This window comes from Microbacterium saperdae (assembly GCF_006716345.1).
Lineage (GTDB): Bacteria > Actinomycetota > Actinomycetes > Actinomycetales > Microbacteriaceae > Microbacterium > Microbacterium saperdae.
The window spans coordinates 2,376,862-2,391,913 of the sequence record NZ_VFOX01000001.1 but is presented as its reverse complement, the minus strand read 5'-3'; the positions used below and the strand labels follow the sequence as shown (position 1 = coordinate 2,391,913).

Genomic DNA, 15,052 nt, shown 5'->3' with positions numbered 1-15,052 from the left:
CGCCGCCGCGACGTACGCTGACGGTGATGAACGGACGACTCTGCTCGAAGGTCGGATGCGCGCGGGAAGCCGTCGCGACCCTCACCTACGACTACGGCGATCAGATGGCCGCGCTCGGACCTCTGGGGCTCGCGGACCACCCGCACGCGCATGATCTCTGCGCCCCGCACGCGGAGCGGCTCTCGGTACCCGCCGGGTGGCTCGTCGTGCGTCACGAAGCGCTGCGCGCCTGAGAGCTTCCTCGACACGCGGCGTGCGCAGGCGGCCCCCCATCGACGGCTGGATAGTCTGACGGCGGACGTGCCACGGCGGCGCGCCAGGAAAGGCTGTCGTGATCGTCTGGCGTCGCTGGATCTTCCCCCTGCTCCTCGTCATCGTCCTCGGGGCGAGTGCTGCCGCGCTCGTGAAGATCGCATTCTTCCCCGACAGCGTCGAGAGCATCGTGAGTCCGGAGGCGGGAATCACCGACCCGGTCGTGGCCGTGGAGCGCGGCGCTGTCGTCAACGCGCTGACGTTGAGCGGGAACATCGCCCGCGACGAGGTGATCGGAGTGCGCGGCGAGATCAACGGGACCGTCCTGGCCGTGCACGTCGGCGAGGGCGCCGCGGTGACGGCGGGTCAGAAGCTGTTCACCGTCCGTCAGGACGATCCGCGCAAGGACATCGACATCCTCGCCCCCGAAGCGGGCGACGTGTCGGAACTCGCTCTGGTCAAGGGGCAGCAGACCTCGGTGGGAACCGAGATCTACAATTTGACCCCGGCGCGCTACCACCTGCTCGCGACTGTGGAGCCCGTGCAGCTCTACCGTCTGGTCAACGCCCCCACCGAGGGCACCGTCACGGTGACCGGCGGCCCTGCTCCCTTCACCTGCACCGGGGTGCGCGTGCAGGTCAGTGCCGAGGGAACCGCGAGTGTCCGGTGCGCCATCCCGAAGGACCAGACGGTGTTCGCCGGCCTCCCCGCGACCATGGACCTCGCTCTCGGGCAGGTCGAGGACGCTCTCATCGTGCCAGTCACGGCAGTGGAGGGCGGCGCCGGATCCGGGAACGTCTGGGTCGACGCCGGTGACGGGGCCGAGCCCGAGAAGCGCGCGGTCACGCTCGGGGTCAACGACGGTGCGATGGTCGAGGTGACGGAGGGTCTCGCCGAGGGCGACAGCATCCGCCAGTTCGTCCCCGGGTTCGTGGCACCGGTGGAGGAGTTCTGCTACGAGGTGTCCCCGGGCGTCGAACAGTGCGACAGCGGGATGAGCTGGTGACGCTCGTCGCCCTGGAGGACGTCGAGAAGAGCGTCCTCCTCGCCGATGACTCGCGCCTGGAGATCCTGAAGGGGATCAGTCTGTCCGTCGGGGCGGGCGACCACGTCTCGATCGTCGGACGCTCGGGTTCGGGCAAGTCGACCCTTCTGAACATCCTCGGGATGCTGGATGAGCCGACGACGGGAACCGTGTCCTTCGAAGGCCGTGAGGTGCGCAAGATGCGCTCCGGCCGCCTGGACAGGGTGCGCGGCGACAACGTCGGCTTCGTGTTCCAGCAGTTCAACCTCCTCCCGGGCCGCACGGCGCTCGACAACGTCATGATGCCGCTCGGGCACGCCAAGGGGCGTATGTTCTGGAACCGGCGTCAGATCGCGGCGGACATGCTCGAGAGGGTCGGGCTCGGCCACCGGATAGAGCAGATCGCCGACCGCCTCTCCGGTGGCGAACAGCAGCGCGTCGCCATCGCGCGCGCTCTCGTACGCAAACCCGTTCTGATCCTGGCCGATGAGCCGACGGGCGCGCTCGACATCGAGACGGGGGCCTCGGTGATGTCGCTGCTCGACGAGGTCGCGACCGAGACGGACGCGGCACTGGTGACCATCACGCACGATCTGCACGTCGCCGCCCGGGCTCGCCGGCACTACCGGCTCGATGCGGGGCGACTGGAGGAGGCCGACCTTCGTCGCGCCTTCGAGGCGTCGACCCTGTCCGCGCCCGTGCCGCCGGAACCCGCCACGGCGTCCCCCGCGCCCGCGGTCCTGCCGCCGCTGCCCGCAGCGAACGGTGTCGGCGCATGAGCGGCTTCCTCGGTGCACTGTCGGATGCCTGGGCGGAGATCCGTGTCCACAAGCTCCGGGTGCTGCTGAGCCTGATCGGGATCGCGGTCTCGGTGGGAGCCCTCACCGCGGTCGTCGCGATATCGGAGTACCAGCGGCAGTTCCAGACCGAGCAGTCCGACCGCTTCGGCGGACGGGCGGCGACGATCGTGGTCAACGTCGCCAACGACGACGGCACACCGGTCGACTTCGACGACTTCGACGAGCGGTTCGCCCGCGTCTCGGAACGGTTCGGCTTCAGCCACACCGGGCGCATCGTCGGAGGCATGGTGCAGGGAGTGCAGCTTCCGGACGGCGTCACCGAGGTCGGGGCGCGCCTGGTCGACCCGATGTACCCGCAGATCCATCGTGAGGTCCTGCTGGAGGGGCGCTGGTTCGTCGATTCCGACCTCGAGGCACTCGCGCCGCCGGTCGTGATCACGGAGGCGCTCTGGGACCGGATCGGTCGGCTGCCGCTCGCTCAGCATCCGACGCTGTCTCTCACCGGCGGGGCCGGAGGCACCTACCAGGTGGTCGGCGTCGTGCCACGGCAGGGGTTCGGTGATGAGGAGCTTCGCGTCGATCTGCTCTACGACGCCTATCGTTCCCGCGTCGATGCGCTGCCGGAGGGCGCGTGGCCGCAGTACGAGGTCTGGGTCGGCGCCGAGCAGGCGAACGAGATCGGTCCGGTGCTGGCGATGGACCTGCGAGCGGGCCTGCCGGAGGGGCAGACCGTGTCGGTGAGCCGTTCGGACTGGGCCGCGCAGCCGGGAGCACTCGATGTGCAGGCGACGTTCGAGATGATCACCGGGGGCATCGCGGCATTGATCCTGGCGCTCGGCGCCCTCAGCCTCATCAACATCCAGTTGGTGGCGATGCGGCAGCGGGTGCGGGAGATCGGTGTGCGTCGTGCGTTCGGGGCGACGTCAGGACGCGTGTTCTTCTCCGTCTTCCTGGAGAGCCTGGTGGCCACGACGGTCGCGGGAGTGGTCGGAATCGCGATCGTGGTCGCGATCCTCCGCTCGGACTGGGTGGTGACCTCGTTGTTCTACGGCATCCAGGACGTCCCGCCGTTCCCGATGCGCGCGGCCCTGGTCGGACTGGTCGCTTCCGTGATCGTGGGAGCCGTATCCGGGTTCATCCCCGCACTCGTCGCTCTGCGTGTGAAGGTGATCGACGCGATCCGATTCTGAGTGGCGGCGCGTGCCGCGGGTCGGAAGATCCGCCGGTCAGATTCCGACGCGGCGACCCGTGAGCTTCTCGGCCCGGCGGTCCGCGTTCTCGAGTGCCCGGCGCTCGCGCTCGCGGCGCAGCACCGTGATGCCGACCAGGACCTCCTCGGGCGGTGCCGCGGGGAGAGGCGAGACGAAGGGAGTGGCCTCGGCCAGCAGATCGCGCGCCACCCGATCGCGTGCCGCCGGCACCATGCGGGGCGCGCTCTGCAGGAACTGCGAGATGCGGCGCGCGAGGCGGTCCGGCAGCCGCGCGACATCGGCGATCTGCGCCCACGCGTGCAGTCCCGGCGGCAGCACCGGAACGTGCGACACCAGCTGCGGAGTGCGCACCCGCTGGCTGTAGGTGCCGGCGACCAGATCCCCCAGGCGCTGCGAGCGGGCGTTGAAAGCGCCTGTCAGCACGGCGAGACCGCCGAAGGTCATGTAGATCTCCAGGACCCCGAGCAGGGCGCGGATGAAGGCGTGGCGGAAGCCGGCCGCGCCGCCGTCGACGCGCACGATGCGGCCGCCCACCGCGAGCTTGCCGAGACTGCGGCCCTTCAGCGCGACCTCCATCGTGATCGGCAGCACGACGAAGCTGACGACGAGTGCCGCGACGGTCGCGATCCGGTCGGTCGCCTCGTCGAGCACACCGGCGTCGGTGAGCCAGATGCGCAGGAAGATCCACAGGACGAAGACCGCGAAGCCGAGCAGCATGTCGATGAGGGCGCCCAGTGCGCGCAGCAGGAAGCCGATGGGTTGCACATCGATCGCGACGGCTTCTCCGGAGAGCACCTCGTCGGAAGTATCGATCGGTGTGGACATGAGTACAGTAAATCAGGTGGATGCTGATGCGCTGACGGATGCACGCCGCGCCGAGTGGCAGCGGTTGGACGAGCTCAGCCGCGCGCGGCTCGACGGTCAGGGCGTCGACGAGCTCATCGTGCGATACCGGGCGGCGTCGGCGGATCTCGCCGAGCTGAAGACCTCCGTGGGGGATTCACCGCAGGGAGCGTATCTGTCGACCATCCTCGTGCGCGCGAGGCTCCGGCTCACGGGAGCTTCCGACAACATCCTCACGCAGACCGGTCGATTCTTCGCCTCGCAGCTGCCCGCTGCCCTGTACCGTCTGCGGTGGCTCACGCTGCTCATCGCTCTCAGCTTCATCGCCGTGGCCGTCGGCACGGCCGCCTGGATCTCGAACGATCCGGCGCTCATCGCCACGCTCGGAGAGCCGGACGCGCTCGAGCAGTACGCCGACGAGAGCTTCACCGGCTACTACACCGAGAACCCCGCCGCGGTGTTCATGGGCATGGTGTGGACCAACAACGCCTGGATCGCGATGCAGTGCGTGCTGTTCGGCGTGACCGGTATCTGGCCGATCTACATGCTCGTGCAGAACGCGATGGGGCTGGGAGTCTCGGGTGCCGTGATGGCCGCCTACGATCGCGCAGACGTCATGGTGCTCTACATCCTGCCGCACGGGATGCTCGAGATGACGTGCATCTTCGTCGCGGCTGCCGCCGGGCTTCGGGTCTTCTGGGCCTGGGTCGCCCCCGGGCACCGCTCGCGCGGCGAGGCGCTGGCGACGGAAGGACGGGCGCTGGCGACCGTGGCGATCGGCCTCGTCTTCGCGCTGTTCCTGGCGGGGCTCGTCGAAGGTTTCGTGACCGGCTGGGCGCTCCCGTGGCCCGTGAAGATCGGCATCGGCGGCGCCGCGCTCGCGATCTTCCTCATCTACATGGTGGTGATCGGCGGACGAGCGCATCGGCGCGGCGAGACCGGAGATCTGCTCGAGTACGAGGCAGGCACCCCGCGACTGATCGCCGGGTGAGGGCGGTCGTCGAAGTGGCGCCTCCGCGTCACAGCCGCCCTGCGGCCTTCAGCTCCAGATAGCGATCGGCGATGCGCGGCGGCAGTGCTTCGGGGTCGGCGGCGATCGCCTCGCCCCCGGCACGTCGGATCGCGTCGGCCACATTCTCCGCGTCGCTCAGCGTCCGTTCCGCTGCGGCGGCGAGATAGACCTCTTCCCGCGACCCGCGCTGCTGCGCGAGCGAGGCGATGTCGTCGTCCGTGACGGAGCCGACCAGGACGGTCGTCGCGCGTGAGGCGTTCGGGAACGCGCCGAGGAACGCACGCGCGGACTCGGCGGCATCCTGGGCGGTCAGGACCACGATCAGCGAGGGTCGGGTGGTCAGCGTGCGCACCGCGGCGAACGCACCGTGCCAGTCGGTGTCGACCAGACGTGCGTGCACGGGTGCCATGGCATCGGTCAGCGCGGGAAGAAGTCCCGTGCCGTCGACGCCGGTCACGCGGCCGCGCACGACGCGGTCATACATGAGGAGGTGCACGTGGTCACCCGCACGGGAGGCGAGCGCGGCGAGCAGAAGGGCAGCCTCGAGGGCGGCATCCACCCTCGTCCCGTCGCCGACACGGGCTGCGGCCGTGCGCCCGGTGTCGATGATGATCACGACGTGCCGGTCGCGCTCGGGACGCCAGGTCCGCAGCATCGTGGTTCCGGCCCTGGCCGTGGCGCGCCAATCGATCGAGCGGACGTCGTCGCCGCGCACGTACTCGCGCAGCGAATCGAATTCGGTTCCCTGCCCGCGCACCTGGATGCTGGTGTTCCCGTCCAACTCGCGCAGCCGGGCCAGGCGGGAAGGGAGGTGCTTGCGCGACGAGAATGCAGGGAGCACGCGGATGGCACCGCGCACCGCATGCCGCGCCTGGCGCCCGGCCAGGCCGAGGGGGCCGCGGGAGCGGAGCATCACGAACTCGCTGACCAACTCGCCGCGGCGGCGCGGGAGCAGCGGGATCGCGACGCGGGCGCGTTCACCGGAGGGGACCAGCAACGTCTGCCTGGCGGGATCCGCACCGGCCGTCGGCTGCCACGCGTCACGGAGGATGCCGTGCAGGGTGCGCTGACCGTGGTTGTGCACGGCGACGCTGACCGGCACCGGCTCGCCCAGGCGCGCTCGTGCAGGGACGCGGCGCGACACCGTCACCGTCCGCGGACTCGCGGCCAGTGCGACGTCGAGGCCCGCGAGCAGGGCGCAGAGCCCGACCCAGGCGCCCGCCACGGCGTACGGCGGATAGCCCGCGAGTCCGGCGAGGACGAGCGGGAGCACGCCGAGGGCGATGGCGACGGCGAGGCGGCCGGTGACGAACACCTTAGATCGGCACCCGGGTCTGCTGCACGACCGATGTCAGGACGGCATCGGCGGACACGCCCTCCATCTGCGCGTCCGGTCGCAGCTGCAGGCGATGGCGCCATACGGGCACCAGCATCGTCTGCACGTGATCGGGAGTCACGGCGGAGGAGGCGTTGAGCCACGCCCATGCCTTCGCCGCCGCCAGCAGACCGGTCGAGGCGCGGGGGCTCGCGCCGAGCTCGACGGATGGCGACTGGCGGGTCGCACGGGCGAGATCCACGACGTAGCCGAGCACATCGTCGGTGACCTCGACGCGCCCCGCCGCCTCCTGAGCCGCGCGGATCTCCTCAGCGGTGACGACCGCCTCGACTCCCGTCAGCTCACGCGGCGAGAAGCCTTCGGCATGGCGACGCAGCACCGAGACCTCGGCATCGCGTTCCGGCATCCCGACGACGAGCTTCATGAGGAAGCGGTCCAGTTGCGCTTCCGGGAGCGAGTAGGTGCCCTCGTGCTCGATCGGGTTCTGCGTCGCCGCGACCAGGAACGGGTCGGGGAGGACCCGACTCACGCCATCTGCCGACACCTGGCGCTCCTCCATGGCCTCCAGCAGCGCGGCCTGGGTCTTCGGAGGTGTGCGGTTGATCTCGTCCGCGAGCAGGATGTGGGTGAAGACGGGACCTGCGCGGAAGTCGAACTCGCCGGTGCGGGCGTCGTACACGAGCGATCCGGTCACGTCCCCGGGCATGAGGTCGGGGGTGAACTGCACGCGCTTCGTGTCGAGCCCCAGTGCGCGCGCGAACGAGCGCACGACCAGCGTCTTCGCGACGCCCGGGACGCCCTCCAGCAGCACATGGCCGCGAGCGAGCAGCGACACCAGCAGCCCCGTGACGGTGCCGGCCTGACCCACGACGGCTTTGTCGACCTCGGTGCGCACGCGGTGCATCGCCTGGCGCAGTGCGGCGTCGTCGGCGGGAATGTTCTCAGCGGTCACGTGATGCCCTCGGCTTCCGTCGGGATGGATGGGGGAGACGTCGGATGCGGTCATCCGTCGCTCCGGGTCGTGTGGTTGGTGGTCTCGACGGCGGTCTCGAGCTCGCCCAGTCGTCGAGCCAGTTCGATCAGTGCGGCATCGTCGGTGGGAAGAGGCCCGGCGAGCAACGTCTGCAGCGTTCCGCGCGGGATCCGCAGGCGATCCGAGGCGGCATCAGCGACCTCGTCGGCGCCGGCGTGCGCGGCGAGACCGAGCCGACGTGCCAGTCGGCGCTGGGACCCGTCTCGCAGCGCCTCGGCGGCGTGCGCGGAATCGGCTGCCTTGGCGGTCAGACGCGCACGACCGTGCATCGTCTCGGAGGCACGCACCGTGACGGGGAGGGTCTCGGAGACGAGCGGTCCGAAGCGCTGGCCCCGCCAGATCGCGGCGGCGACACCTGCGAGGAGCAGCAGAAGGATCACGGGTGTGAGCCAGTCGGGGGTGAGCGAGCCGAGAGTGTCCTCCGACTGGCCCTCGATGTCGGAGTCCTCGAATGTCGGGACGTACCAGACGACATGATCGGTCTGGCCCAGGAGCGCGAGCGCCAGGGCCGCATTGCCGTCTTCGGCGAGATAGGCGTTGCTGAAGAGCTTGGAGCCCTCGACGACGACGTGACGCCCGTCCCTCCGGTCGTCCACGAGCACGGCAGCACCGGTGGACCCACCGAAGCAGGCGGACACGCCGTCTGCCGGGGTGAAGAGGCGGTCGGGTCGGATGGCACCGACACGAGCGAACTCCGGGAGCGGGCACTCCGCCGCGACAGCGGGTGAGGTCCCCGGAGCGTCCTGGCCGATGCGCAGCAGGCTGAGCAGACGGCTTCCGGTCGACAGGAACACCACCCGATCCGCCGGCTCCATGAGCGCGGTCAGACCCTCGTCGCTGAGCGTGTACGGGTTCGCCATCACCAGCGTCGTGTCCTCGTCGATCGCGGCGCGGGCCTCCGCACGTGAACGGGACACCGTCACGTCGACTCCCTGATCCCGAAGGATCTCCGCGAGGGCGAGGGCCCCGGCGTCATTGCGGCCCTCAGGATCGAGACCGCCGTGCCTTCCTGGCGCGCTGGCGCTCACACGCATCGCGATGAAGGCGACGCCGATGACCAGGGCGGCGACGATCAGCCATCCGATCACGGTGCGCCAGCGGGGAGGGCGACGCACGGCGGTGGACGGCGCATAGATCTGTTCGATGGCGTGCGTCACGCGAGCACCGCCTCGGGCCGGCGGGCACGCAACCGGTCGTCGGTAGCGGCCAGTTCACGGTAGCTCTCCGCACTCGCCGGGTGTCGCAGATAGCGGACGTCGTCGAACGACACCGCCGCGCGCCGCACGGCGTCGCTCTCGTCGGCGAACACCGTGCTCGCCTCGCGGGCGATGGCCTGAGCCGTGGCTCCGGGAGCGGGGTCGATCAGGTCGCGTTCGAGCAGCCCGCGTGCGAGCGCGCGGAAGCGCAGGATCGTCGCGGTGTCCCAGTCCCCGTCACGTGCGTGGCGATCGGCCTCGGCACGCAGCTGTGCGGCGCTTCGATCGTCGTCTGCGCCCAGGAGATCGCCGCGTGCGGCACGGATGCTCCGGGCGCTGCGCGGCCTGCCCCAGATGATGAGGGCGGCGATCAGGGCTGCGACGATGATGACGGTGACGATAATGAGGGCGGACGGGCCGACGTTCGCGCCGTTCTCCGAGGTGAAGAGATCGCGCAGAAAACGTCCGATGTCGCGGGCGAGGAGGTCGAACCAGGTCGGCTTCGCGTCGGCGTATCGAGGGTTGGAGAGCTCTTCCTCGGCCCAGCGCCGTGCCTCGTCGCCATCGGGAACGTAGACATCGAAGGATCGGATCATGCCGACCCGTCACCGTCGGCGCCAGGGGCTGTCCACCCGCCGTCGGCCGGGGGCGCCCAGGGGCTGTCGTTCGGCGCCGGAGGCGTCGTGGGTGGCAGGACGGTGGGCGAGGACACCGCCGGTGGGGCGGGTGCGAACGCGGGAGGCACCGGCGCGGGTGCCTGCGCAGGAGAGGGCTGCGGCGGCACGGGGTACTGCTGGCCGGCGTACGGGTACTGCTGCGGGGGGTACGGCTGCGCGGGATATTGCTGTGCAGGGTATTGCTGTGCGGGGTACGGTTGCCCCGCAGCGGGCGGCGGGGCGGGAGTCGCCTGCGCCGGGCCGGGGGAGGCGGGGGCGCCGTACTGCGGCTGATACGCGTAGCCGGCCGACATCATGACGTGTTCCGGGACCTGGCGCGGCGGTGGCACGTGCGACACGGCGCGGCTCGGGTCGACGGCGTACGGGTCGCCGAGTTGTTCCTCGGTCCATCCGAGATCGCGACGCTCCACGTGGGAGATCAGCGTCTGATCCAGCCCCTCGTATCGCATGCGGCAGTCGAGGTAGACGAGCGCGGAACCGGTGCTCTGCACGACCAGCGTGATCGCCTGGAGGACGAGCAGCAGGATCTGCGGCGCGATCAATGTGAACACGTAGCTGACGATCGCGCTGGGCTCTGCGGAGCCCGTCGGAGCGACGACAGAGCCCAGCAGCGAGCTGAGCAGGGCGACCGGCAGGCTCACCACCTGCATGGCGAGTCCCATGATCGCGCTGATCAGGAATGTGACGCCCCACGCGACCCAGAATCGACCGCGGGTCAGTCGCCACGAGCGCACGAGCGCCTCGCGGAATCGCGCACGCTCGAGGACCAGGATCGAGGGCACGAGAAGGAGCTTGGTCGACAGCCACACCACGAGCGGGATGCAGGCGAGCGCGATCAGGATCACCACGATCACCAGCACACCGATGAGCTCTGCGCTCCCGCCCAGGCCTCCGGCGATGAACGCGCCGATGAGCGCGGCGACGACCGCGATGAAGCCGAACACGGCCACCACCGAGAGGGAGGCGAACCCGGTGAGGCGCCAGAAGGCCGGAGCCATCTTCTTCCACAGCATCCGCAGCGTCGCCTTCACGCCGATCGCGGCATAGCCGATCTCCGCAGCCACGACGCCCTGCATGATCGCGGTGAAGGCGATCGAGGCCAGGCCGACCGCGAGTCCGGCGACGATGTTGACCGCGATGGTGCCGGCGAGCACCGCATCGAAGTCGGGGGAGCCGACCGGGACCGTCTCCAGACGCGCGAAACTGGTGAACAGGACGACGCCCATGATCCCCGCCGTCGCCAGGACGACGATCAGCTGGATGACGACCGCGAAGCCGAACAGCACCTTCGGGTTGTGCCGAAGGGCGGCGAAGGCCTTTCCCAGCAGCATCCCGAATGTCAACGGATGAAGGGGGATGATGCCCTTCTTGGGGGCAGGGGTCCACATCTGACCGCTCACAGGCATTCCCTCCGTCGTGCGCTCCCATCGTGTCATATCCCTCTGCCTGGTGCGCAGATCTGGGGACGCCGGTACTGGGTGCCATAAGGTAACAGCTATGACCTCACGCATTCTTGTGGTCGACGACGACACCGCGCTCGCCGAGATGATCGGCATCGTGCTGCGCACGGAAGGTTTCGAGCCGGTGTTCTGCGCCGACGGAGCACGGGCCGTCGACGAGTGGCGCGCCCAGCGTCCGGACCTCGTCCTGCTCGACCTCATGCTTCCGGGGATGGACGGGATCGAGATCTGCACCCGCATCCGCGCAGAGTCCGGCGTCCCCATCCTCATGCTCACGGCGCGCAGCGACACGGCTGATGTGGTGCGCGGCCTGGAGGTCGGTGCGGACGACTACATGGTCAAGCCCTTCAACCCGAAGGAGCTGGTCGCCCGGATCCGCACGCGACTGCGCCCCACGCCCCAGGCCACGATCGAGCAGCTCCGGGTCGGCGATCTGACCGTCGACGTCGATGCGCACGAGGTGCGTCGCGGGACCGCGCCGATCGCTCTCACCCCTCTCGAGTTCCAGCTGCTCGTCGCGCTCGCGTCGAAGCCGCAGCAGGTGTTCTCGCGGGAGATGCTGCTGGAGCAGGTGTGGGGGTATCACTACAAAGCCGACACACGACTGGTGAACGTGCATGTGCAGCGGCTCAGGGCGAAGGTGGAGCTCGACCCGGACAACCCCAAGATCGTGATGACGGTGCGGGGCGTCGGCTACCGGGCCGGGAGCGTCGGCTAGGCATCCATGGCCGTGACCACGACGACCACCACGGCGGTCGCCGTTCTCCGCGACTGGCGCAGTTGGCCGACGGTGTTCGCGGCCCTCTGGCGGCGATCGCTGCGGTTCCGCACGCTGACCATCACCCTGCTCGCGACATCGCTGGCGATCTTCATCACGTGCGTCACGATGGCGCTCGTGATCCAGAACGACCTCTTCATCTCGCGCAAGAACGTCGTCCTCGAGGATGCGCGTCGCGCGATCGACGATGCGCAGAGCAAGCTCGACGTGGCGGAGGTCGGCGATGATCCGGCTGCGCTGCAGGAACTCTGGCGGAGCATCACCCAGGGGCTGGCCCGCACCTCGAGTGCCGAGCAGCTGGCGGGTTTCCGCATCGAGAAGGGCCCGAACCCCCTCCGGCTGAACGGCTTCACGCAGGGCGGCCTGACCGCGAACCAGCTGAGCGACGGGCTGCGCAACCGCGTGAAGGAGTTCGATTACCTCCAGGCCTGGCAGTCGATCGCGTTGGTGAGCGACGGGGGCAGGGAAGTGCCGGGGATCGCGGTGGGGCAGCAGCTCCAGGTCCCTGAGGCAGGGCCTTTCGAGATCTACTTCGCCTACGACCTCGGCGATGCGGATCAGACTCTGGTCTTCGTGCAGCGCACGCTGTGGATCGCCGGAATCGGTCTTGTCGCGATCGTGGCGGCGATCTCGTGGGTGGTCCTGCGCACGGTGTCGTCGCCGATCATCCAGGCTGCCGAGACCAGCGCGCGTCTGGCATCGGGGGATCTGGGCGTGCGTCTCGAGGTGCGGGGCGAGGACGAGCTGGCCACTCTGGGCAGATCCTTCAATGCGATGGCCGACAGCATCGAGTCGCAGATCAAGGAGCTCGGGGAGCTCTCGATGGTGCAGCAGCGATTCGTCTCCGATGTCTCGCACGAGTTGCGGACCCCCCTGACCACGATCCGCCTGGCTGCGGACATGCTCAACGATCAACGGGACGAGTTCGACCCGACCACCGCGAGAACGGCGGAGCTGCTGTACACGCAGGTGCAGAGGTTCGACATCCTGCTCTCCGACCTGCTCGAGATCAGCCGCTACGACGCCGGATCCGTGCAGCTCGAGCTGGAGGCGACGAGCCTCGCCCACGTCGCCGAGGACGTCATCGAGCAGATGCGTCCGCTCGCCGAGGGACGGGGCACCGAGCTCAGGCTGGTCGCACCGGGCGGGTACTCGCCGGTCGACATGGATCCGCGTCGCGTCCGCCGTGTGCTGCGCAATCTCATCGGCAACGCGATCGAGCACGGCGAGGGCCGACCCATCGTCGTGACGGTCGACAGCAATCAGCACGCGGTGGCCGCGGGCGTTCGCGACTTCGGCATGGGGATGGTTCCCGAAGATGCCGAGCGCGTCTTCGACCGGTTCTGGCGGGCGGACCCCTCACGGCAACGTACGATCGGGGGCACCGGACTCGGCCTCTCGATCTCTCTCGGCGATGCGACCCTGCACGGCGGGACCCTCGGCGTCTGGTCGAAGCTCGGTGAAGGCACCAACTTCGTCCTCACCCTGCCCCGCCATGGGACCGTGCTGGAAGGTGCGAGCCCGATCGCGCTCGAACCGCAGGAACCGCTGGCCGAGATCGGCGATGCCACGCAGCCCATCTCCCTCGCCGACCTCGCCAGGGAGCTTCTCGATCGCGAGGACGGATCATGAGCCGACGGCGGACGACACAGGCGCTGCGGGGCATCGCTCTGACGCTCGCCGCGCTCCTGCTCACCGCATGCACGGGATTGCCGATGAGCGGGGACGTGAACGCCGGACTGGAACTGGGCGAGGCACCCGAGGTCAACGACCTGCTCCTCGTCGCCTCCGGCCCCCCGCCGGGGGCGAGTCCTGAGGAGATCGTCGAGGGCTTCCTGGAAGCGGCGATCACCCCCGCGGACAACTGGAGCATCGCCCGCACGTTCCTCACCCCGGAGCTGCAGCCCACGTGGCGCCCCGGAGTCGGCGTGTCGATCGATTCGGCCGTGGGGTCGCGTACCGTCTCCTCGACCATCCCGGATGGCGACGACGACGCGACGTCGGGAGACGTGAAGGTCCAGTTCGATCTCGTCGCGAACGTCGACGAATTCGGGGCCTACTCCGAGTCCACCGGTGCGTCCAACGCGACGTTCACGGTGAAGCGCCTCGACGACGGGGAATGGCGCATCGCGAAGGCACCGGACGGGATCGTGATCGACGAGTCGCGGTTCTCGCTGGTGTTCGACGGATATCCCCTGCAGTACTTCGATCAGAGCTGGACGCATCTCGTTCCGGATGTGCGCTGGTTCCCCCGACGCACGAGCATCGCGACGACCGTCACGCAGAATCTCATCGGCGGTGCCCCGAGTTCCTGGCTCGATCAATCGGTCCAGTCGGCGTTCCCTGCGGATGTCGAGCTCGCGGAGGATGCCGTGCCGATCGACGATGCCTCGCAGGTCGCCGAGGTCGCGCTGACAGGTGCGGCGGCGCGGCTGAACCAGGCGACCCTCGCGCGCATGCGCACCCAGCTGGAGGAGACCTTCGAAGCCTGTGGGGTGCACGTGTCGCAGGTGAAGTTCACGGTCGACGGACGCCAGCTCAACGCGGGCATCGTGAAGCTCCAGGACGAGACGATCGATCCCGGCTCGCTCATCCTGACCGACGATGCTTTCGGAGCCATCGTCGGCGACCAGATCTCTCCGATTCCCGGTATCAGCGAGGAGATCGTCGGCCTGTCGCAAGACGTGGCGGCGATCGACGTGGCGGCGGACTCCGCGCAGGCCGCCGTCCAGTTGGGCGACGGGAACGTCTACCGGGTGAGCGAAGGACGCGTGGATCAGTTCCAGGCTCCGGCCACGACGGTCGCCCCGTCCATCGATCCCTTCGGCTACACCTGGACGGTGGCTGCCGACGATCCCACAGCGGTGCAGGCCTGGGGGAGCGATGTCTCCGCCGCCCGGGCGGTCGCCAAGGCCTGGCCCACCGCATCGTCGGTGTCCGCGCTGCGGGTGTCCGCCGACGGGGCCAGAGTCGCAGCGGTGATCACGGTAGGCGGTCAACATTGGGTCGTCGTCGCTGCCGTCGTGAGAGACGACGGCGTGCCTGTGGAACTCGGCCCGGCGAAGCAGCTCACCCGCATCGATGGCGCCGCCGACGATCTGGTCTGGCTGGGTGCGACGCGCCTTGCGGTGCTGATACCGGGCGAGGGTGCCCCGTTGCTGACCCAGATGGTCGGCGGTCCGGGAATCGTGGAGGCCGCACCGGCGGGAGCGGACTCGCTCGCGGGGTCGCGCACGGCCAGCGGTGTGCGCGTGCGGGACGCCGACGGCACGCTCTTCGCGCACGCCGGATCGGCATGGCGGGAGGTCGCCTCCGGCGTGCGGGTGTTGGCGACTCGCGCCGGCGAGTGAGGGGCGGACGCACTCGGCCTGCACCGTGAGGGGCTGAACGATGGTGTCCCCATCCGGTGACGGGCTGATGTCCCCGCGGT

14 protein-coding genes are annotated in these 15,052 nt (G+C 69.5%); 8 read left to right on the top strand and 6 right to left on the bottom strand.

The window, feature by feature from the left end; all coding sequences use genetic code 11:
• Positions 1-26 precede the first annotated feature (26 nt).
• From FB560_RS11435 to FB560_RS11420, 4 genes are all read left to right on the top strand, one after another.
• A complete protein-coding gene (locus FB560_RS11435; protein WP_141872477.1) occupies positions 27-233 on the top strand; it encodes a DUF3499 family protein in 207 nt (68 codons plus the stop codon).
• A 98-nt stretch (positions 234-331) separates the two neighbouring features.
• Positions 332-1,258: an efflux RND transporter periplasmic adaptor subunit gene (locus tag FB560_RS11430; RefSeq protein WP_141872476.1), complete on the top strand. Its 927-nt coding sequence runs from the start codon at positions 332-334 to the stop codon at positions 1,256-1,258.
• A complete protein-coding gene (locus FB560_RS11425; protein WP_141872475.1) occupies positions 1,255-2,055 on the top strand; it encodes an ABC transporter ATP-binding protein in 801 nt (266 codons plus the stop codon). The genes FB560_RS11430 and FB560_RS11425 overlap by 4 nt, the downstream gene beginning before the upstream one ends.
• On the top strand, positions 2,052-3,266 hold the full coding sequence (locus tag FB560_RS11420; protein WP_141872474.1) for an ABC transporter permease: 1,215 nt from the start codon (positions 2,052-2,054) through the stop codon (positions 3,264-3,266). Before FB560_RS11425 ends, FB560_RS11420 begins: the two co-directional genes overlap by 4 nt.
• A gap of 36 nt (positions 3,267-3,302) precedes the next feature.
• Here the strand turns inward: FB560_RS11420 and FB560_RS11415 are convergent, their stop codons facing one another.
• A complete protein-coding gene (locus FB560_RS11415) occupies positions 3,303-4,112 on the bottom strand; it encodes an RDD family protein (RefSeq protein ID WP_141872473.1) in 810 nt (269 codons plus the stop codon).
• Positions 4,113-4,128: 16 nt separating this feature from the next.
• Here FB560_RS11415 and FB560_RS11410 point away from each other — a divergent pair, with 16 nt between their 5' ends.
• Entirely contained in the window at positions 4,129-5,121 is a 993-nt protein-coding gene (locus tag FB560_RS11410; RefSeq protein WP_141873219.1) for a stage II sporulation protein M, read from the top strand.
• A gap of 28 nt (positions 5,122-5,149) precedes the next feature.
• Here the strand turns inward: FB560_RS11410 and FB560_RS11405 are convergent, their stop codons facing one another.
• The 5 genes from FB560_RS11405 to FB560_RS21055 form a co-directional block, all read right to left on the bottom strand.
• A complete protein-coding gene (locus tag FB560_RS11405) occupies positions 5,150-6,457 on the bottom strand; it encodes a DUF58 domain-containing protein (protein WP_141872472.1) in 1,308 nt (435 codons plus the stop codon).
• Position 6,458: 1 nt separating this feature from the next.
• Complete coding sequence (locus tag FB560_RS11400; protein WP_229673212.1) at positions 6,459-7,382, bottom strand: AAA family ATPase; 924 nt, start codon at positions 7,380-7,382, stop codon at positions 6,459-6,461.
• A gap of 98 nt (positions 7,383-7,480) precedes the next feature.
• Positions 7,481-8,668 (bottom strand): DUF4350 domain-containing protein, encoded by a 1,188-nt coding sequence (locus FB560_RS11395; RefSeq protein ID WP_141872470.1) that lies wholly within the window; start codon positions 8,666-8,668, stop codon positions 7,481-7,483.
• Positions 8,665-9,303, bottom strand: coding sequence for a DUF4129 domain-containing protein (locus tag FB560_RS11390; protein ID WP_141872469.1), 639 nt, complete (start codon positions 9,301-9,303; stop codon positions 8,665-8,667). The genes FB560_RS11395 and FB560_RS11390 overlap by 4 nt, the downstream gene beginning before the upstream one ends.
• Complete coding sequence (locus tag FB560_RS21055; RefSeq protein WP_141872468.1) at positions 9,300-10,784, bottom strand: glycerophosphoryl diester phosphodiesterase membrane domain-containing protein; 1,485 nt, start codon at positions 10,782-10,784, stop codon at positions 9,300-9,302. The genes FB560_RS11390 and FB560_RS21055 overlap by 4 nt, the downstream gene beginning before the upstream one ends.
• A 97-nt stretch (positions 10,785-10,881) precedes the next feature.
• Between FB560_RS21055 and mtrA the strand changes: the two genes are divergently transcribed.
• The 3 genes from mtrA to FB560_RS11370 are packed head-to-tail and all read left to right on the top strand — an operon-like array spanning position 10,882 to position 14,972.
• Positions 10,882-11,562 (top strand): MtrAB system response regulator MtrA, encoded by a 681-nt coding sequence (mtrA, locus tag FB560_RS11380; protein ID WP_141872467.1) that lies wholly within the window; start codon positions 10,882-10,884, stop codon positions 11,560-11,562.
• A 6-nt stretch (positions 11,563-11,568) separates the two neighbouring features.
• Positions 11,569-13,254 (top strand): MtrAB system histidine kinase MtrB, encoded by a 1,686-nt coding sequence (mtrB, locus tag FB560_RS11375; RefSeq protein ID WP_141872466.1) that lies wholly within the window; start codon positions 11,569-11,571, stop codon positions 13,252-13,254.
• The gene (locus FB560_RS11370; protein ID WP_141872465.1) at positions 13,251-14,972 is read left to right on the top strand and encodes a GerMN domain-containing protein; all 1,722 of its coding nucleotides are present in this window, start codon (positions 13,251-13,253) and stop codon (positions 14,970-14,972) included. Before mtrB ends, FB560_RS11370 begins: the two co-directional genes overlap by 4 nt.
• Positions 14,973-15,052 lie beyond the last annotated feature (80 nt).